General features: G+C 68.1%; 16 protein-coding genes. 9 read left to right on the forward strand and 7 right to left on the reverse strand.

What is annotated here, in order from left to right; translation table 11 throughout:
- Window positions 1-550 precede the first annotated feature (550 nt).
- Both BLW41_RS10685 and BLW41_RS03685 read right to left on the reverse strand, forming a co-directional pair.
- The gene (locus BLW41_RS10685; RefSeq protein WP_143038565.1) at window positions 551-778 is read right to left on the reverse strand and encodes a hypothetical protein; all 228 of its coding nucleotides are present in this window, start codon (window positions 776-778) and stop codon (window positions 551-553) included.
- A gap of 216 nt (window positions 779-994) precedes the next feature.
- Window positions 995-1,489, reverse strand: a complete 495-nt coding sequence (locus BLW41_RS03685) for a DUF8020 domain-containing protein (protein ID WP_093116307.1) — start codon at window positions 1,487-1,489, stop codon at window positions 995-997.
- A 392-nt stretch (window positions 1,490-1,881) separates the two neighbouring features.
- Here BLW41_RS03685 and ftsH point away from each other — a divergent pair, with 392 nt between their 5' ends.
- From ftsH to ychF, 5 genes are all read left to right on the forward strand, one after another.
- A complete protein-coding gene (ftsH, locus tag BLW41_RS03690; RefSeq protein ID WP_143038566.1) occupies window positions 1,882-3,414 on the forward strand; it encodes an ATP-dependent zinc metalloprotease FtsH in 1,533 nt (510 codons plus the stop codon).
- Between the two features lie 11 nt (window positions 3,415-3,425).
- Window positions 3,426-3,833: a methylmalonyl-CoA epimerase gene (gene mce / locus BLW41_RS03695; protein ID WP_093116311.1), complete on the forward strand. Its 408-nt coding sequence runs from the start codon at window positions 3,426-3,428 to the stop codon at window positions 3,831-3,833.
- Window positions 3,834-3,842: 9 nt separating this feature from the next.
- On the forward strand, window positions 3,843-4,064 hold the full coding sequence (locus BLW41_RS03700; RefSeq protein ID WP_143038567.1) for a hypothetical protein: 222 nt from the start codon (window positions 3,843-3,845) through the stop codon (window positions 4,062-4,064).
- A 63-nt stretch (window positions 4,065-4,127) separates the two neighbouring features.
- Entirely contained in the window at window positions 4,128-4,604 is a 477-nt protein-coding gene (locus BLW41_RS03705) for a phosphatase PAP2 family protein (RefSeq protein WP_093116314.1), read from the forward strand.
- Window positions 4,601-5,716, forward strand: a complete 1,116-nt coding sequence (gene ychF, locus BLW41_RS03710) for a redox-regulated ATPase YchF (protein ID WP_093116316.1) — start codon at window positions 4,601-4,603, stop codon at window positions 5,714-5,716. The genes BLW41_RS03705 and ychF overlap by 4 nt, the downstream gene beginning before the upstream one ends.
- Here the strand turns inward: ychF and BLW41_RS03715 are convergent.
- Entirely contained in the window at window positions 5,691-7,076 is a 1,386-nt protein-coding gene (locus tag BLW41_RS03715; RefSeq protein WP_093116318.1) for a SpoIID/LytB domain-containing protein, read from the reverse strand. The two genes, ychF and BLW41_RS03715, sit on opposite strands and share 26 nt — an antisense overlap.
- Before the next feature lie 154 nt (window positions 7,077-7,230).
- Between BLW41_RS03715 and BLW41_RS03720 the strand changes: the two genes are divergently transcribed.
- Window positions 7,231-8,700: an NAD-dependent succinate-semialdehyde dehydrogenase gene (locus BLW41_RS03720; RefSeq protein ID WP_093116320.1), complete on the forward strand. Its 1,470-nt coding sequence runs from the start codon at window positions 7,231-7,233 to the stop codon at window positions 8,698-8,700.
- A 170-nt stretch (window positions 8,701-8,870) separates the two neighbouring features.
- Here the strand turns inward: BLW41_RS03720 and BLW41_RS03725 are convergent, their stop codons facing one another.
- Entirely contained in the window at window positions 8,871-10,211 is a 1,341-nt protein-coding gene (locus tag BLW41_RS03725) for a class II fumarate hydratase (protein WP_093116322.1), read from the reverse strand.
- Between the two features lie 182 nt (window positions 10,212-10,393).
- Here BLW41_RS03725 and BLW41_RS03730 point away from each other — a divergent pair, with 182 nt between their 5' ends.
- Window positions 10,394-11,332 carry a MerR family transcriptional regulator gene (locus tag BLW41_RS03730; RefSeq protein WP_093116324.1) on the forward strand — a complete coding sequence of 313 codons (939 nt, stop codon included), beginning with the start codon at window positions 10,394-10,396 and terminating at the stop codon, window positions 11,330-11,332.
- Window positions 11,333-11,360: 28 nt separating this feature from the next.
- Window positions 11,361-14,456, forward strand: a complete 3,096-nt coding sequence (ileS, locus tag BLW41_RS03735; RefSeq protein ID WP_093116326.1) for an isoleucine--tRNA ligase — start codon at window positions 11,361-11,363, stop codon at window positions 14,454-14,456.
- Between the two features lie 15 nt (window positions 14,457-14,471).
- On the opposite strand, the gene trxA is transcribed toward ileS, so the two are convergent.
- Window positions 14,472-14,801 (reverse strand): thioredoxin, encoded by a 330-nt coding sequence (trxA, locus tag BLW41_RS03740; protein ID WP_093116328.1) that lies wholly within the window; start codon window positions 14,799-14,801, stop codon window positions 14,472-14,474.
- Window positions 14,777-15,577, reverse strand: a complete 801-nt coding sequence (locus tag BLW41_RS03745; protein WP_093116329.1) for a polyprenol monophosphomannose synthase — start codon at window positions 15,575-15,577, stop codon at window positions 14,777-14,779. The genes trxA and BLW41_RS03745 overlap by 25 nt, the downstream gene beginning before the upstream one ends.
- Window positions 15,578-15,628: 51 nt before the next feature.
- Between BLW41_RS03745 and polX the strand changes: the two genes are divergently transcribed.
- Window positions 15,629-17,395 (forward strand): DNA polymerase/3'-5' exonuclease PolX, encoded by a 1,767-nt coding sequence (gene polX, locus BLW41_RS03750; RefSeq protein WP_093116331.1) that lies wholly within the window; start codon window positions 15,629-15,631, stop codon window positions 17,393-17,395.
- On the opposite strand, the gene BLW41_RS10690 is transcribed toward polX, so the two are convergent.
- Complete coding sequence (locus tag BLW41_RS10690; RefSeq protein WP_143038568.1) at window positions 17,290-17,934, reverse strand: hypothetical protein; 645 nt, start codon at window positions 17,932-17,934, stop codon at window positions 17,290-17,292. The genes polX and BLW41_RS10690 overlap by 106 nt on opposite strands.
- Between the last annotated feature and the right edge of the window lies 1 nt (window position 17,935).

Here is a 17,935-nt window from a genome sequence, read left to right on the forward strand (position 1 = left end):
CAGCTATCCCCGCAATCACTTGTGACAAGTACTCCGGCAAAGCAAGAGCCATCTGAAGAAGGCGACCCCCGAGTAACAAGCCGCCTAAAAACGGAAGCGTTCGTATGGCTGCGCTAGCGAGTCGCCTGAAGTACAGGCCGAACCACGAGCCTGCAGCGTCGTCATAAGCCGGCACAGCGGACGTGATCCCAACTAGCGCAATGATCCACATCCGCTCGTTTTTCGAAACGGCTGTGAGGTAATCCAGTCGCTCTAGTACGACAGAAGCAGCACCACTTGTGAGAAGTATGATAACCATAAATCGTGCCGAGCGCGATCACGACAGGCGGCTAAAGAGAAACACAAGTGAAGTAGAGGCCTCCCGATTCGAGCTCACGCCATTTGAGCCATGTCTATCCATTGCGATCAAAGCAGAGCTAGGCGTGTTACCCGAAGAGCGCGCCTACGACACAACCAGCGGCGGCCGCGAGCGCAAGCGCGCGCGCGGACCCCGCGGCCCTTGAATTCCTGCGCCAAAGATACTTGTAGTGGCGCGCTTCGCGCGTGCCGATCACTGTCGCTGCGTGAAGTAGCGGCGGGCACCGTGCCGCAAGTAAAACTCGAAAGCGAAAGCGGACACCAGTAACCAAAAAAGCCATGAAGCAAGATGCACAATACTACCCCGCTCAATACCTAGCAGGGGTATTGCGTAATACGAGATGAAGGCGTAAACAAACGCGATCACCGCTCCTCTCCAACCAGCGGCACCTTGCTCACGTGCGGGCCGCTTCTTCCGCACGACCTTCTCGTAGACCGCAAAGGCAATAATGAAAAGCGCCGAAAGAGCCTCGGGCAGAAAACTAGATCCCTGTCCAAGCGCCTCCGCTAGGCGAAAAGGCGTAGCGGTCAGGGCCACCACGAGTAGCGTATCCTTCCACGTAAGCACCGCGGGACGCCTCCTAACTGAGCCTTAGCTAGTTTCTTATGGCGCGTGTCTGCCTATAGTGGCCGGAGTCTAGAAGGGATTGAGACCGCTGAGGATGCCAGCGCCGCAACCGATCGCTGCTCCAGCCCATCCACCGCCGCGAAGCGCCCCGGCCGCACCTCCTACGGCGCAACCCCAAGCAGCTTTCCCTAATTTGCGTAGCCACTTCGGGTCCACGACGATCGGGTATGCCCAGTCGCCGGTGGTGTGGGGGACGTGGAGGGTGAGGGTGTTGCCGTTCACGCTCGCGGTCACCGGCACAGGGTTGCCGTTCGCATCGTAGGCTTGCGGTGGGGTTGCGACCGCCACCGGGTTGCCGTCAGGGTCGACGATAGCGACCGCCCCCGAGTCGAGCAAAACAAGCCGCTGCCCCTCGCCCCGCAGATCGACGGTGTAGCTGTAATCCTCAGGCGACTCGGGGCCGCGGATCTGCACGAACGTCTCCAAACCAAGCGGGTTTGCCCGCACAACCTGGTCCGCACCCGGCTGGGTGTTCGCATAAACGACCGCGTCACCCGCCCGCACCCCGCGGTCCGCTGCTGGCGAAACGTCCTGCGGCCTGACCACAAGATCCGGGGCGTCCCCCGCACCCTCAAGCGGGAACCCGCCCCCGCGACAACACACACCGCCAAACAAGCGGCACGCGAGCGAGAAATCCTCAAGAAACCTCCTCTAAACCAGAACCGAACCTTGCCGCGCAAACCAATAAACGAGAGAGAGAGAGAGACGTCAAGACCAAAACACAAAAAATTCACGCGCCAGGGGCGAGCGGCAGCACAACCGGCAGCTCCGGCTCTCAGGAGCGCGAAGCACCGACGCTCCGGGCCCCCTCCTGCCGCAGGCCGGGGCGACCCGAGCGACAGTGGTTGACACCTCCCGCTGGCGGCTTTTCGCGCGAACCGCCATCCTTGATCGAGATGACGGCGGCGGGTATCGACGTGGCGGGCATCGATCTGAGGCAGCTCCAGGACATCGCGATCACCTGGCTGCCGATCGTCTTCATGGGGCTGATCGCAGTAGTGCTCTTGATGACCCTGCGCTACATGCCCCGCACCAAGCCGCAGACGCTCAAGCCCGAGTCAGCTGGGTCGGTGCGTTGGGACGACGTCGCGGGTGTCGACGAGGCAAAGGAAGAGTTGCGCGAGGTCGTCGAGTTCCTGCGCGACCCGCGCCGCTTCCGCAAGCTCGGCGCGCGCGTGCCCAAGGGCGTCTTGCTGCACGGGCCGCCGGGGACCGGCAAGACGCTGTTGGCGAAAGCCGTCGCCAACGAGGCCGGGGCGGCCTTCTTCGCGCAGTCGGCGTCGTCGTTCGTCGAGATGTTCGCCGGCCTCGGCGCGGCGCGCATCCGTCGGCTCTTCCGCGCCGCCCGCAAAGCAGCGCCAGCGATCGTCTTCATCGACGAGCTCGACGCCGTCGGTGCCACCCGCGGCCGCGACATCTCCGGCGAGAAGGACCAGACCCTCAACCAGCTGCTCGTCGAGCTCGACGGCTTCTCCGAGCACGAAGACGTCGTCGTGATCGCCGCCTCCAACCTGATCGAAAAGCTCGACCCCGCGCTGCTCCGCCCTGGCCGCTTCGACCGCCGGATCTTCGTAGCCCCACCCGACCTCCGCGGCCGCAAAGCGATCCTGCGGGTCCACGCACGTGGCAAGCCGCTCGCGGGGGGCGTCGACCTCGACCTCGTCGCGCGCCAGACCAGCGGACTCACCGGCGCCGACCTCGCCAACATCTGCAACGAGGCGGCGATCTTCGCGGCGCGCGACGGCCGGACGGTGATCACCCGGCGCGACTTCGACCGCGCGATCGAGCGGGTAATCGCGGGTGCCGAGTCGCGCCGCGCGTTGACCGAGCGCGAAAAGCGCGTCGTCGCCTACCACGAAGCCGGCCACGCGCTCTGCTCGGAGCTCTTGCCGCGCGTCGAGAAGGTGCATCGGATCTCGATCGTGCCGCGCGGGCGCGCGCTCGGCTACACCCTCAACCTGCCCGAGGAAGACCGCTATCTGAAAACGCGGGAAGAGCTCATCGACTACATGGTCGTGCTGCTCGGCGGCCGCGCCGCCGAACAAGAAGTGTTTGGCGAGGTGACGACCGGCGCTGCCGACGATCTGCGCAAGGTCCACGAGATCAGCCGCGCGATGATCGCCGAGTACGGGATGGGCAGCCAGTTGCGGGCGAAGCAAGTGCCGACCGACGACTACTCGCTCTCGGACGCCACGCGTCGCCTGGTCGACGAAGAGCAACTGGAGCTGGCGGCGCTCGCCGAACGGCGGGCGCGGGCGATCGTCCAAGAGCACCGCGACCGTCTCGACGCCCTCGCCCTGGCGCTGCTCGAACGGGAGACCCTCGAACGTCGTGACATCGAGGCGCTGATCGGAAATAGCGCCAAGCGGCCAGTGGCTGCCGACCGTGAGGACCTCGACACCCAGGCGCTCGCGCGTGGTCGCGGTTAGACTGCCCGCTCGTGTTCGGGCGGATCGATCACATCGGCGTCGCGGTCACTGACCTCGACGCCGCTGTCGCGCTCTACGAGCAGACCTTCGGAATGCCGGTCGCTCATCGCGAGACGGTCGAGTCGTTCGGGGTGGAGGCGGTGCTCTTGGACGTCGGCGAGAGTCACGTCGAGCTCCTTCGACCGGTCAGCGACGACAGCGCGATCGCGCGCTTCCTCGAACGCAACGGGCCCGGCTTGCACCACGTCGCCTACGCGACCGACGACATCGAGGCCGCCCTTGAGCGCTGCCGTGCTGCGGGCTTGCGGCTGATCGACGAGCGCCCGCGGCGCGGTATCCGCAACAGCCGGGTCGCGTTCCTGCATCCAAAAGCTGTCGGTGGCGTGCTCACCGAGCTCGTGCAGCCGGCTGCGCACTGAGGAGTGAAATTGGCGGAGCTCCGTAGCGTCGACGTCGGCTTCCACGGAGGTCAGGTTTTGACGCTGCGCCTGAGCGAAGAAGAACGCTCGGCGCTGGTCGATGCGGTACGTGCCGCCGGCGAGGGCCGCTCGTTGCATACCGTGCGTTCGCCCGACGCCGAAGTGGTGCTCGATCTCGCCCGCGTCGCCTACGTGCGCTGCGAGCTCGAAGAGCAGCGCGTCGGCTTCTAAGGCTCGGTCCGGGGCGCGCTGATCCGCTTCCCGCAGTCGCTCGACCGCCTCGAATCACCCGCCGTGGCTGCCGCGGTTGGCATTGTCCGGGGGACGGCGCTAGAGAGCGCCGCGCGCGTCGCCGCAACGTTCGGGGAGTACGGCCTCGGCTGGTTGCTGTTGGCAATAGGTGGCGCTGGCTGCAGCGCGATCCGTGGCGATATGCGCGCGGCGCGACGCTGGCTTGCGGCTGCCCGCGCGGTCGTGCTCGCCTTCCTCGCCTCGCAAGTGATCAAACGGCTGGTCCGCCGGCGCCGCCCTGGCGCCAAGCTTGCGCGCGTGAAGCTGTACTCCGATCGCTCGTTCCCGTCCGCCCACGCTGCCTGCGCAGCGGCCTTCGCCAGGTCCGCCCCCTACCGCTCAGCTGCCGCCGCCGTGGCGAAGCTGGCGGCGGCCTGGGTCGCCCTTTCCCGATTCCTCGTTGGGGTGCACTATCCGAGCGACGTCGCTGTCGGCTTGGCCATCGGTGCGCTGATCGGACGGGAGGTAGTCGAGCGGTGAAGCGGATCGGGATCGTTGGGCTCCCGAACGCCGGCAAGAGCTCGCTCTTCCGGGCGCTTTCGCGACAGGCCGCCGAGGTCGCGCCTTACCCGTTTACGACGGTCGAGCCGAACGTGGCGGTCGTGCCGATCCCCGATCCCCGCCTCGACCAGGTGGCGCGCGTTTTGAACGCGTCCCCGGTTGTCTACGAGACCATCGAGCTGCGCGATATCGCGGGTCTCGTGCGCGGGGCGCACCGCGGCGAAGGTCTTGGCAACCGCTTTCTGGCGCAGATCCGCGAGGTCGACGCCGTAGTAGTCGTCGTGCGTGCGTTTTCGGCGCCCGACGTCCCGCATCCCGACGGGCGCGTCGACCCCGTCGCCGACGCGGAGCTCCTAGAAACCGAACTCCTCTTCGCTGATCTTGAGCGAGTCGAGGAACGCCTGGAGCGCGCTCGCCGACGCGCCCGCTCGCTCGAGCGTGCAGCCGTTGCGGAGCGCGACTGGCTGGAGGCACTCAAAGCACGGCTCGAGCGCGGCCAGCCGGCCCGCGGTCTCGAGCCCCCCGAGGACGCGCCGCAGGCCGCCCGCGAGCTGGGCGCCATCACCGCCAAACCGTTCCTGTACGTAGCGAACGTCGACGAGGGCTCGGCGCTCGAGCCTCCGGCCGAACTGGTGGCCCATGTCGCGCGGCGCGGCGCCCATGCGATCGCGGTGAGCGCACGGCTCGAAGCTGAGCTGGCGGAGCTGGAGCCTGCCGAGGCCGAGGCGATGCGCCGCGACCTCGGCTTCTCCGAAGGTGTGCTCGAACGCGTGGTCGGGGCCGCTTTCCGGTTGCTGGGGCTCGTCGTTTTCTTCACCGCGCACGAGGGCGCCGAGGCGCGGGCCCACGCGGTCCCGGCCGGCACCGTTGCGCGACGCGCCGCCCGCGAGGTGCACAGCGACATGGAACGCGGCTTCGTAGCGGCGGAGGTGGTGGCTTGGAACGATCTCGTCGCCGCCGGCTCACTGCAGGCCGCCCGTGAGCGCGCGCTTTTGCGCACGGAGGGACGCGATTACCTGGTGCGCGACGGCGACGTGCTGCGTTTCCGCTTCACACCGCCGAGGGTCAGCGCAGGGCGAGCGGCGGGGTGACCACAGAGCCCACGCGGGCGCGCCAAACGCCGGGCTTCGCAAGCGCTACCCGGAAGCCGCCGCCCCGGGTCAAGACGGCGACTCCGGCCTGCCGGAAGCGCCCGCCTTCGAGGCGTTCCAGAACCAGTAGTCGGGCGGCCGGAGCGGGGTCGAGCAGTCCGCTGAACAACCACCTGGTAGGCGGCCCCGCGCTGCTCGCCGCATGCGCCGAGACGCGTCGCGCGCTGACGTCAACGCGCGTGATTGTGAACCACGTCGAGCGCAGGCCAAGGCGTCGACGCAGCACCTCGCCGGTAGTCGACACGGACCCGCCGGTGCCGTCGATGCGTGCCCGCAAGACACGCGGCGAGACACCTCGCTTGGTTGCGACGATGCGGCGCAGGTGGCCGCGTAAAAGCCCGCGCAGCCGCGCCTCGATCGCGCGGGGCGCGAAGCTCACTTGCCAGCGGTGGTACGGCGAGATCTTGTCGCCCGGATCATCGACCCCGACGAGATACGCGAGCGGCGAGGCGAAGACGTTCTCCACGTTCTCGGTCTTGCCACCGGAGCTCGAATGGAAGAAGGTGCGCGCGATCTCACCCTCGTAGGTAACGACCTCGCCGCGAGTGGCGGCGACTGCGTTGTCGGTGGACGGCGTCTCGGCCGCGACGCCCCGGTAGACCTGCGAACGCGTGTCCGGGTAGAGCTGGAACCAACCGCCTGAGCGCGTCGACAAGGCGTAGCTGCGCGCCGCCACCGCTTGAGCCTTCAGCGCCTCGGGCATCCAGCTCGGTGGGACCTCATCAGGCACCACCCCGCGCAAGTAGTCCTCCACGCTCACGACGTTCACCACCGCCAGACGCCCGCCCTCCACGCGCAGCTCGAGCGCACCCCGCCAACGACCTGCGCGCAGGCCGGCAAGGGTGGGTGCCAGCAGAGTCAAGGTTTCGCCGCGTGGAGGCTGGAATACGAGCGGTTCGCGCGACTGCGCAAGCGTCCGGCGAGCCGCATCACGGACCTTCATGCGTCCGCGGTCCAGCACGACCGTCAGCGGTTGCTCGGGCTCGCTCGAGCGCTCGCCGACACGCGCGGCTCCCCCCACCTTCAGCGATTTCAGTCCGGTAGCGAGTAGCACGCGCACCGTTACGGTCGGCAAGCGCTCGATTGTGGTTCCGGGGTAGAAGTGGTCGAGAATTTCGCGGTAGTCGGCACCGGTCAGCGCCATCCCCTGCGCTCCCCACTGACTCATCCCAGCGCCATGACCGAAGCCCGCGCCACGCACCACGAACGTGCTCTTCGCCTGGCCCTTCGCCTGCGCCGTGGCGCCGAGCAACAAGGCGAGGACGAGGGCCAGCACTGTCGGGCGAAGCGTCAAGCTCATCGAGTAGAAGGAACGCGCTGCTTGAGCGAGAGTAGCGCTCGCACCCTAGCCTTGAGGCCGCACGTGCGCGGCGTGCGCCGCTCTTCGGGTGGCGTCCGGGCGCAGACCTACTGCGTCTCACCGAGCACCGACAAGGCGGAGAAGGGGGTTAGTGATGGCCGTCGCCGCTGCTGCGAGAGAGGTCGTCGAGGCGGTACCAAAGGCGCTTTTGATAGCCGGTGAGTGGCGGTCGGCGACGGGCGGGGGCCGCTTCGCAGTCGAGGATCCGGCCACCGGCGAAGCGCTCTGCGAGGTCGCCGACGCGACGTCCAGCGACGCCCTCCAAGCGCTTGCCGCGGCCGCCGACGCGCAGGCATCGTGGGCGCGATCGGCGCCTAACGAGCGCGCCGAGATCCTCTGGCGAGCGTTCGAGCGACTGCGTGCGCGCGCCGACGAGCTGGCGCTCTTGATGACGCTCGAGATGGGCAAGCCGCTGGCCGAGTCGCGCGCGGAGATCCTCTACGCGGCCGAGTTCTTTCGCTGGTTCTCCGGCGAGGCGCTCCGGCTCGACGGTTACCTGAAGCGTTCCGGTGATGCGCGCAGCCGCATCCTCGTCGCTCGCGAGCCGGTCGGTCCTTGCCTGTTCGTCACGCCTTGGAATTTCCCGACCGCGATGGGAACCCGCAAGATTGGACCGGCGATCGCCGCCGGTTGCACGATGGTTTGGAAACCGGCCCGACTGACGCCGCTGTCGGCGCTCGCGCTCGCCGAGTTGCTCAGCGAGTGCGGACTGCCAGCGGGCGTGCTCAACGTCGTGACCGCCAGCAGCGCTTCGGCGGTGACCGAGCCGCTGCTGCGCGACCCACGGCTACGCAAGCTGTCCTTCACCGGTTCGACGGAGGTGGGACGCCAGCTAATGGCGGCGGCGGGCCAGCGGATCCTGCGCGTTTCGCTGGAGCTCGGCGGCAACGCACCGTTTGTGGTCTTCGACGACGCCGACTTCGAGGCCGCCATCGAAGGCGCCGTGCTCGCCAAGATGCGCAACATCGGTGAGGCCTGCACCGCTGCCAACCGCTTCCTGGTGGCTGAGCCGCTCGCCGAAAAGTTCGCGAGGGCGCTAGCTGAGCGCTTGCGGGGTCTGCGACTTGGGCACGGCAGTGACCCGAAGGTCCGCGTCGGCCCTCTGATCGACGAGCAGCAGCGGACGAAGGTGCGCGACCTCGTCGATGACGCGGTCGCGCGGGGCGCGCGGGTGCTGGTCGGCGGACGTGCTCCCGAGGGCCCCGGCTACTTCTACGAGCCGACCGTCCTCTACCCGGTTCCCGAGGGTGCGCGTCTGCTTAGCGAGGAGATCTTCGGGCCGGTCGCACCGATCCGTGCGTTCGCGAGCGAGGAGCAGGCGATCGCCGAGGCGAACGCCTCCGAGTACGGCCTCGTCGCCTACGTATACACGCGCGATCTCGATCGCGCGCGCCGCGTCTGCGAGCAGCTGGAGTTCGGGATGATCGGCCTCAACCAGGGGCTGGTGTCGAACGCGGGAGCGCCGTTTGGTGGCATCAAGCAGTCGGGGGTCGGTCGCGAGGGAGGCAACGAGGGTGTTCGCGAGTACCTCGAGACGAAGTACGTCGCCCTCGCCGCGCCCTAGACGCGCCGTCCCCGTGGCTTCTGAACGCGCCGCGCGCTAAACGCGACTACCCCTGAACGCGCCGCGCGCTAAACGCGACGGCCCCTGAACCCGCGCCGCGCAAAACGCGCGCCGCGCGCTAAACGCGACGGCCCCTGAACCCGCGCCGCGCAAAACGCGCGCCGCGCTTGCTACGCGCTCGCCTTCTTGGCGGTCGACTCGCCGCGTGCCATCGCCGCGAGATCGAGTGCGGCGTCTAGGACGTCTTCGGCGACACCCTTCTCCAGTGCGACCTCTCGGATCGTGCGCTGCGAAGCGACCGCCTCTTTGACGATCTCGGTGGCACGGTCGTAGCCGATGTACGGGTTGAGCGCCGTCGCGATCGCCGGCGTCGACTCTGCGTAGCGGCGCAGTACCTCGACGTTGGCAACGAGGCCGTCCACGCACTTCTCGGCTAGCAGGCGCGAGCCGGAGGCGAGGATCTTGATCGAATGCAGCAGGTTGCGGGCGATCAGCGGTACGCGCACGTTCAACTCGAAGTTGCCTTGACTGCCCGCCATCGCGATCGCGGCGTCGTTGCCGACCACCTGGTTGGCGATCTGCAGTACCACTTCGGGAATCACCGGGTTGACCTTGCCCGGCATGATCGAAGAGCCCTTCTGGAGTTCGGGAATCTGTAGCTCGGCTAGGCCACAGCGCGGTCCCGACCCCATCAGCACGAGGTCGTTGGCGATCTTGGTGAGCGAGACTGCCAGCACGCGCAGGGCTCCAGAGAGCTCGACCAGGGCGTCGCGATTGGCCTGAGCTTCGAAGCGGTCGAGCGGCTCCCGCGGCTCGAGCCCGGTCTGCTCGTGGATCTTGCGGTGCACGCGACTCGCGAACTCCGGGTGGGTGTTCAGACCCGTGCCGGTCGCGGTGCCGCCGAGTGGTACCTGCAGCACGCGCGGGAGGGCTGCCAGGACGCGCTCACGGCCAAGGCGTATCTGGGCCGCGTAGCCCGCGAACTCCTGACCGAGGGTGACCGGTACGGCATCCATCATGTGCGTCCGCCCGGCCTTGACGACGTCACGCCACTCCTCGGCCTTCGCGGAGAGCGAACGCTCGAGCCGTTCGAGTGCCGGCAACAGGTCGTCGCGGACCTCCGCTGCTGCCGCGAGGTGGACGGCGGTCGGGAAGACGTCGTTCGAGGACTGCCCCATGTTCACGTGGTCGTTGGGGTGGACGTCGTCGCCCGCGAGACGCGCGATCACCTCGTTCGCGTTCATGTTCGACGAGGTTCCCGACCCGGTCTGGAAGACGTCGACCGGGAACTGGTCGTCGTGCATACCGGCTGCCACCTCGTCGGCGGCGCGTGCGATCCGCTCGGCGCGGTCGGGGTCGAGCAGACCGAGCTCGCCGTTGACGCGCGCCGCCGCGGCCTTGATGCGACCGAGCCAGCGCACGACCGCTGTCGGCACCCTCTCCCCCGAAACCGGGAAGTTCTCGATCGCCTTGCGCGTTTCTGCTCCCCAAAGCTCGGTACGTGCGGTCATCGGCCTCCTTCCGGGTCCGCCGGTCCGCGCGGGAGGCTACCGCGGCGCCGTCGCTGCCGTTCGGCGGTGCCGTGCGTGCTTTTTGCAAGAACGGTTTCAGAGCTTGTGCAACACCCCTCGGACGTGATCAGAATTCGCTCTGGTCGCCTCTCCCGGCGCCGGAGACGAGATCTTCTTTCGAAATGAGAGCGGACCCAGGCACGCTCATCGGCATCCGCACGAATGCGGCCGCCGAGTTGCTGGGCGTCAGTCCCAACACCTTGCGCAGCTGGGAGCGCCGCTTCGGCTATCCACGACCGCGGCGTACGCCAGAGGGTCACCGACAGTACGACCTCCAGGAACTCGAGGCTCTGCGTCGCGCGCTGGTCGAGACCGGCAACATCTCTTCGGCGATCGAGATTGCGCGCCGTCGTGGCGAAGGTCCGAGCAACGAGCGGCGGCTGCTCGAGACGCTCGAATGCTTCGATGAGGAAGGCGCCGACCGGGTGCTCGAAGAGAGCCTCGCCGTGCGCTCGGTGGAGCGCACCGTCGAGGAAGTGCTGCTGCCGGCGCTCGAGGCGCTAGCGGCACGCGAGCGTCGCGAGGCCGAGCTGGAGGCTGCCTGCCGCTGGGCGACTGGCTGGATCCTCGCGGCTCGGCGAGTGGTGCCACCCGCCTCGCGGCCGCAAGGCGTGTTCCTGTTCGACGCGTCTGAACGTCTCGACGTCGAGGCGATTCACGTACAAGCCCTCGAGCTCGCCGTGCGCCGCGCCGGTTTCCGGACGCTCCTGCTGCGCAGCGAAATCGCGCCCGACCGGCTGCTGCGCGCGATCCGTGCACTCGATCCGATCGCCTTCGTGTTCTGTGGCGGCCGGACCACGCTCGACCGGATTGGCAGGCTGGTGCACGCGGTGCGCAAGCTGGGCTCATCTGCGCCGGTGCTCGAGTACCGCGATTCGATGCCGGTGCGCGGTGATCGCTCGCTGCCGACGCTTGGCCGCACACCGACTGAGGCGGTCGAGGCGCCACGCGTACTGGCCGAAGGCTCGAGTCCGTCAATCAAGAAGGCCTTCACTGCTCGTCGAGCAGCCGGCGCGCAAACGGCGACCGATCGTCCGCTCGCCGACGCGCTCCTAGCTTGAGCCCATCAGCGCCGTAGAATCGCGCGCCATGCCTCGCTTCGAGCCAGTGGAGCCGAGCGTCGACCTGCCGCGGCTCGAGGAAAGCGTGCTCGAGCGCTGGCGTCGTCACGGCGTGTTCGAGGAGTCGATCCGGCGACGCCGTGGTGCGCCCCGCTTCGTCTTCTACGAAGGGCCGCCGACGGCCAACGGGCGTCCTGGCTCTCACCACGTGCTGTCGCGGGTTTTCAAGGACGTCTTCCCGCGCTACAAGACGATGCGCGGCTATCTCGTCGAGCGCAAGGCCGGGTGGGACTGCCACGGTCTGCCGGTCGAACTGGAGATCGAACGTGAGCTCGGGCTCAGCTCCAAGCAGGAGATCGAGCGCTTCGGGATCGCCGAGTTCAACAAGCGTTGCCGGGAGTCGGTGTTCAAGTACATCGAGGACTGGAACCGCCTGACCGAGCGCATCGGCTTCTGGATCGACCTCGACGACGCCTACGCAACGCTCACCAACGACTACATCGAGTCGGTTTGGTGGTCGCTGCGCCAAGTCTTCGACAAGGGTCTGCTTTACGAGGGCCACAAAGTCGTCCCCTACTGCCCCCGTTGCGGGACCGCGCTCTCGTCGCACGAAGTTGCTCTCGGTTACCGCGAGGTCAGCGACCCCAGCGTCTACGTGCGTTTCCCGCTGGTGGACGAGCCCGGGACGTCGCTACTCGGCTGGACGACCACGCCCTGGACCTTGCTCTCGAACGCGGCCCTCGCTGTTAACCCGCAGGTCGAGTACGCCCGCGTGCGCTACCGGGGCGAACAGTTGATCCTCGCTGCCGAGCTCGTCGAACGGGTGCTCGGCGAGGATGCCGAAGTGATCGAGCGGATGCCTGGCTCGGCGCTGGTCGGCCGTCGCTACCGCCCGCCGTTCGACTTCATCACCGATTGGGGACCCCACGGCCACACCGTGCTTCCTGCCGACTTCGTGACGGTCGAGGAGGGCACCGGTGTCGTGCACACGGCGGTGGCCTTCGGCGAAGACGACTTCCGGCTGGGGCAGGAGTACGGCCTACCGGTGCACAACCCGGTTCGCGAGGACGGCACCTTCGACGAGCGGATGGGGCAATTCGCGGGGCTATTCGTCAAGGACGCCGACCCGCGCATCATCGAGGCGCTGCGGGAGTCGGGACGGCTGCTGCGCGCCGAGGAGATCGTCCACTCCTATCCCCACTGCTGGCGCTGCGACACACCGCTCCTCTACTACGCCAAGACGAGCTGGTACGTCCGTACCACCGCCGTGCGCGAGCGCATGCTCGAAGAGAACGAGCGGGTGCGCTGGTACCCCGAGCACATCAAGCACGGTCGGTTCGGTAACTGGCTCGCCAACAACGTCGACTGGGCGCTCTCGCGTGAGCGCTACTGGGGTACGCCGCTGCCGATCTGGCGCTGTGGCGAGGGGCACCTGCACTGCGTTGGATCGATCGCCGAGCTGCGCGAGCTCGCTGGCGCGGTGCCCGACGACCTGCACAAGCCCTACATCGACGAGGTCGTTTTCCCGTGCCCCCAATGCGGCGGGTCGATGCGTCGGGTGCCGGAGGTCATCGACGCTTGGTGGGACTCGGGCGCAATGCCGTTCGCGCAGTGGCACTTCCCGTTCGAGAACCGCGAGCGCTTCGAGCAGAACTTCCCCGCCGACTACATCAGCGAGGCCATCGACCAGACCCGTGGCTGGTTCTACTCGTTGCTCGCGGTCTCGACCCTGCTGTTCGATCGCAGCCCCTACCGGACCGTCCTGTGCCTCGGGCTGATCCTCGACGAGCAGGGCCAGAAGATGTCGAAGTCGCGCGGCAACGTCGTCGACCCGTGGGACGTAATCGGCAGTTTCGGGGCCGACGCCTTCCGCTGGTACTACTTCACCGCCAAGCAGCCCTGGGACGGCTACCGCTTCTCGCTGGAGACGGTCGGCGAGGCGACGCGCCCGTTCCTGCGGACGCTCTGGAGCACCTACCACTTCTTCGTGCTCTACGCGAACCTCGCCGAGCAGGAGCTGCCGGAGCTCGACGAGGTCGCGTTGGCGCCGCTCGACCGCTGGCTTCTGTCGCGCCTGGCTGGCCTCTGCGAGCGCGTGATCGAGCGCATGGACGACTACGACACGACGAGCGCCGGGCGGGCGATCGCCGACTTCGTCGACGAGCTGTCGAACTGGTATGTGCGCCTCACGCGCCGGCGTTTCTGGGACGGCGAGCCCGCCGCCTTGGCGACGCTCCGCCACGTGCTCGTCGAGCTGGCGAAGCTGATCGCGCCGTTTACGCCCTTCCTGGCCGATGCGATCTACACCAACCTCGACGGTCGCGAGACGTCGGTGCACCTCTGTGACTTTCCGCAGCCCGGCGCTCGCGACCGCGAGCTCGAGTGGCAGATCGATGTGGTGCGCGAGGTCGTCGAGCTGGGGCGGGCCGCGCGTGCTCAGGCCGGCGTCAAGCTGCGCCAGCCGCTGCGTGAGGCGGCGGTCTTAGCGCCCGGGCGCGAGCGTGCGGCGATCGAGCGCTTCGAGGACCTGGTGCGTGACGAGCTGAACGTCAAGAGCGTTCGCTACGTCGAAGCAGCGGAGCAGCTCGGACGGGTCGCGATCAAGCCGAACTGGCGGCGCCTCGGCCCACGTTTCGGGCCACGGATGCCGCGACTTGCCGAGGCCATCGCTGCACTGCCGGGAGCCGAAGTGGCGAGCCGCTTGCGCGCTGGCGAGCCCGTGACTATCGAGCTCGAAGGCGAGCGAATCGAGCTGGGCCCCGACGACCTGCAGGTCGTGCTCGAGCCACTAGAGGGCTATCAGGTCGAGCGCTCCGGCACGCATGCCGTCGGCGTCGATCTCGAGATCGACGAAGCGCTGCGCCGGGAGGGTCTTGCTCGAGAACTCGTGCACGCGATCCAGAACGCTCGCAAAGAGGCCGGCTTGCGGGTCGAGGATCGCATCCGCCTGGCCTTGGCCGGCGACGACGAACTGCTCGCCGTCGCCCGTCAGTTCGAGCGCGAAATCGCCCGCGAGACGCTCGCCCTAGAGGTTGCCTACGGCGCCGACCGCACTGAGCGGCGCTTCCAAGCGCGGGTCGACGGACGCGAGATCGTTATCGGCCTCGAGCCGGCGTCGAGCTGAGCTGGGCGTGGCGAACTAGGAGCTGAGCGCTGGCTCGAGCTCCTGCACGATGCGGTTCTTGGGCATTGCCCCCACGATCTGGTGAACAGCCTGCCCCGCCTTGAAGAGGATGAGGGTCGGGATCGACATGACGCCGAAGCGAGCCGCCGTTTCCGGGTTCTCGTCGACGTTCAGCTTCACGATCCGCAAGTCGTCGCGCTCGGCGGCGAGCTCCTCGAGGTGCGGCGCGATCATTCGGCAGGGCCCGCACCAGGGAGCCCAGAAGTCAACCAGCACCGGCTTGTCCGACTCCACTACCTCGGCTTGGAAGGTGCTGTCGGTTACGTCCTTGATCGATCCTGCCACCTGCTCTTCTCCTCTCGAGACGTTGCTTCAAAAAAGATAGCGTCGCGCGGGCGGGAGCCGACCGACAAGCGCAGCGCAGGCACTCGCCAGGCTGCCTCGAGCGCGATCGCGGCGTTCATCTTCGAGCTGCCGTGGCCGCGTTCGCGGAAGGTGATCGGTACCTCGCGGACCACGAAGCCGGCGCGCACCGCGCGATAGGTGAGTTCGATCTGAAACCCGTAGCCGTTGGTGCGCAGCGTGGCCGGGCCGATGGTCTCGAGAACCTGCCGCCGCATGCACTTGAAGCCGCCCGTGAGGTCGCGAACGTCGACTCCGAGCACGCGGCGCGCGTAGCTGCAGCCCGCCCTGCTAAGCGCACGGCGCAGCGGGCCCCACCGTTCGATCGCGCCACCGGCTACGTAGCGCGAGCCGAGCGTCAGGTCGGCTTCCCCGGCGAGCACCGGTGCGATCAAGCGCGGCAGGTCGTCAGGGTCGTGCGACAGATCGGCGTCCATCTGCAGCACGAGCTCCGCACCCTCGGCGAGGGCGTGCTCGAAGCCGGCCACGTACGCGGGCCCAATACCCGCCTTGCCCGAGCGGTGCAAAACACGCAGGCGCGGCTCCCTGGTCGCCAACTCTTCGGCAATGCGACCGGTTCCGTCCGGGGAGGCGTCGTCGACCACGAGCAGCGTCGGATCGACCTCACTGTGTTCGAGCGCGCGTAACGCGCGCTCCACCAGCGTGGGCAGGTTTTCCGCCTCGTTGTAGGTGGGCACTATCAGCCAGGCCGACGGCACAGCGCCCTACAGTAGCCGGACGCGTCGCCGTCGCCGAGTAGCGCGACCCCGATGCTCCGAAACGTCGACATAGCGGAAATGCTCGAGCGCCTCGCGGCGCTCTACGAGCTTGACGGGGCGGACCCTTACCGGGTGAACGCTTACCGCCAAGCGGCGGAGTCGGTGCGACACGCCACCGTTTCCGTCGCCGAACTGGCACGCCAGGGCCGCGCGACCGAGCTCGACCGCGTTGGACCGACGATCGCTCGCAAGATCCGTGACTTTGTGGAGACCGGGACGACGCCTGCGCTCGAACGCCTGCAAGCAAAGTATCCGCGTGGTCTACTCGAGGTAATGCGCGTACCGGGGCTTGGTGCCAAGCGGGCGCGCTTGCTGTGGGAGAGGCTCGGTGTCGGCTCGCTCGAGGACCTCGAACGCGCGCTTGAGACCGGGCAGCTGAGTGAGCTCCCGGGTTTCGGTGAGCGGACGGTGGCGCGTCTGCGTGCCGCGGTCGAGCGCCTGCGCGAGCGCCCGCTCGACGAACGGCCTTTGCTGTTGATCTCGCATGCCGAGGACGCCGCCCGTCGCATCGCCGAGGCGCTCGCCGCCACCGCTGGCGTACAGACAAGCCACGCCGTTGGCGGTCTGCGGCGCGGCGTCGAGGCGACCGGCGACGTCGACCTGCTGGCCGTCGCTCCCAGCTCGGCAAGCGAGCTTGCCGGTCTACTCGCAAGGAGCGGTGCAGTGGCCGAGGCGCGCCCCGGCGACCCACGTCTCACCGGCGTGCGGTCGGATGACGTGGGGCGCGCGCTGGTCGTCACGCACGACGGCATCGAGGTGGATCTGTGGTCGGTGCAGCCGGCTGCGCATTACGCAGCGCTGCAGTGGCTCACGGGGTCGCGCGCGCACAACGAGCGCCTTCGGCAAATCGCCCAAGAGAAGGGCGTCGAGCTGGGGCCGGCGGGCGTGCGACGGGGCGGCAAGCCTCTGCAGGTGGCGTCGGAGGACGACGTCTACGAGCTGCTGGGGATGGCATGGGTCCCACCCGAGCTGCGCGAGGACCGGGGCGAGGTAGAGGCGGCGCAGGTGGGCTCGCTGCCTGATCTGATCACGGTCGAACAGCTGCGTGGCGACTTGCACTGCCACACCACCCTCTCGGACGGACGCGCTGACGCGCGCACGATGGCGCTCGCCGCGCGCGAGCGCGGCTACGAGTACCTGGCGATCACCGATCACTCCGCCAGTCACGGTTTCGGCAACGCCGTCTCGCCAGCCGAGTTGGAACAACAGATCGAACGGATCGCTGCGCTCAATGCGGAGCTCGAGGGCATCCGCCTTTTGGCTGGCAGCGAGATATCGCTGCGTCCGGACGGTTCGCTCGACTATCCGGAGGAGCTGGTCGCCCGCCTGGATTGGGTGATCGCCAGCGTGCACACCTCTTTCGCTCTGTCGGAGCGCGAAATGACGGCGCGGATCGCGGCCGCAATGGAGAACCCCCTAGTGGACGCGATCGGGCATCCGACTGGTCGTCTGATCGGTCGCAGGGACCCGTATGCGGTCGACGTTGAGCGGCTGATCGAGGTTGCCGCGGCGACCGGCACGATGCTGGAGATCAACAGCAACCCGGACCGCCGCGATCTCTCCGAGGTCTGGGCGCGCTTGGCTGCCGAAGCGGGCGTGATGCTCGTGATCAACTCTGATGCGCACTCGGTCGAGGGACTTGACGTCGTGCGCTACGGCGTGGCAACCGCGCGCCGCGCGTGGCTGGCGCCCCGCTCGATCGCGAACACGCTGAGCTGGGACCAGCTCGCGCGTCGACGCAAGCGCGTGCGGGCGTGAGGGGGTCGCCCGGCGGGCGAGTGCTCGGCCCCTTGCGGCTCGATCTTGCGCAGTCCCGGCAAGCGGAGTAGGCGAGGCGGCTTGAAGGGCGAGCCGCGCTCCAGCCAAAACTCCACGCCGTCACGCTCCTCGATCGCTTGCACGGCCCGTGCTTGGTGGCGCCAGCGCAGGGCCGCGAACAGCGCGTAGCCGGCCGCAACCGCCGGGACCTGGGGGAACCAGACGCCAGCGACCGTCGCCCCTAGCGAGATCAAAGCCAGCGGCCAGTGCCGGTTCAGCAAGATCGTTCCGGGCTCGAGCTCGGGGAGCGTCGTCGTCGTGCGCGCTCCAGCGAGCAGTCGCGTGATCCCAGCGGTCGGGCGCTGGCGTGCGCCGAGGATCGTCCCGAGGACCGCTGCCAGTACGAGCCAGGCGAGGGCGAGCGCCGCCAGCAAGTCGTCGTCGCGGCGCGAGATCGCCAACATCGCGCCCACCGCGAGTGCCGTAGCGGCCGCGGCGAGCAACAGCACCGAGGCCCTCAGGAAGTCGCGAAAGCGCACG

This window comes from Thermoleophilum album (genome assembly GCF_900108055.1).
GTDB lineage: Bacteria > Actinomycetota > Thermoleophilia > Solirubrobacterales > Thermoleophilaceae > Thermoleophilum > Thermoleophilum album.

Excerpts from the sequence above, each read along its gene's own strand:
- ftsH (WP_143038566.1), top strand. The coding sequence starts at position 1,882 with ATGACGGCGGCGGGTATCGACGTGGCGGGCATCGATCTGAGGCAGCTC.
- BLW41_RS03715 (WP_093116318.1), bottom strand. The coding sequence starts at position 7,076 with ATGAGCTTGACGCTTCGCCCGACAGTGCTGGCCCTCGTCCTCGCCTTG.
- BLW41_RS03720 (WP_093116320.1), top strand. The coding sequence starts at position 7,231 with ATGGCCGTCGCCGCTGCTGCGAGAGAGGTCGTCGAGGCGGTACCAAAG.
- BLW41_RS03725 (WP_093116322.1), bottom strand. The coding sequence starts at position 10,211 with ATGACCGCACGTACCGAGCTTTGGGGAGCAGAAACGCGCAAGGCGATC.
- BLW41_RS03730 (WP_093116324.1), top strand. The coding sequence starts at position 10,394 with ATGAGAGCGGACCCAGGCACGCTCATCGGCATCCGCACGAATGCGGCC.
- ileS (WP_093116326.1), top strand. The coding sequence starts at position 11,361 with ATGCCTCGCTTCGAGCCAGTGGAGCCGAGCGTCGACCTGCCGCGGCTC.
- polX (WP_093116331.1), top strand. The coding sequence starts at position 15,629 with ATGCTCCGAAACGTCGACATAGCGGAAATGCTCGAGCGCCTCGCGGCG.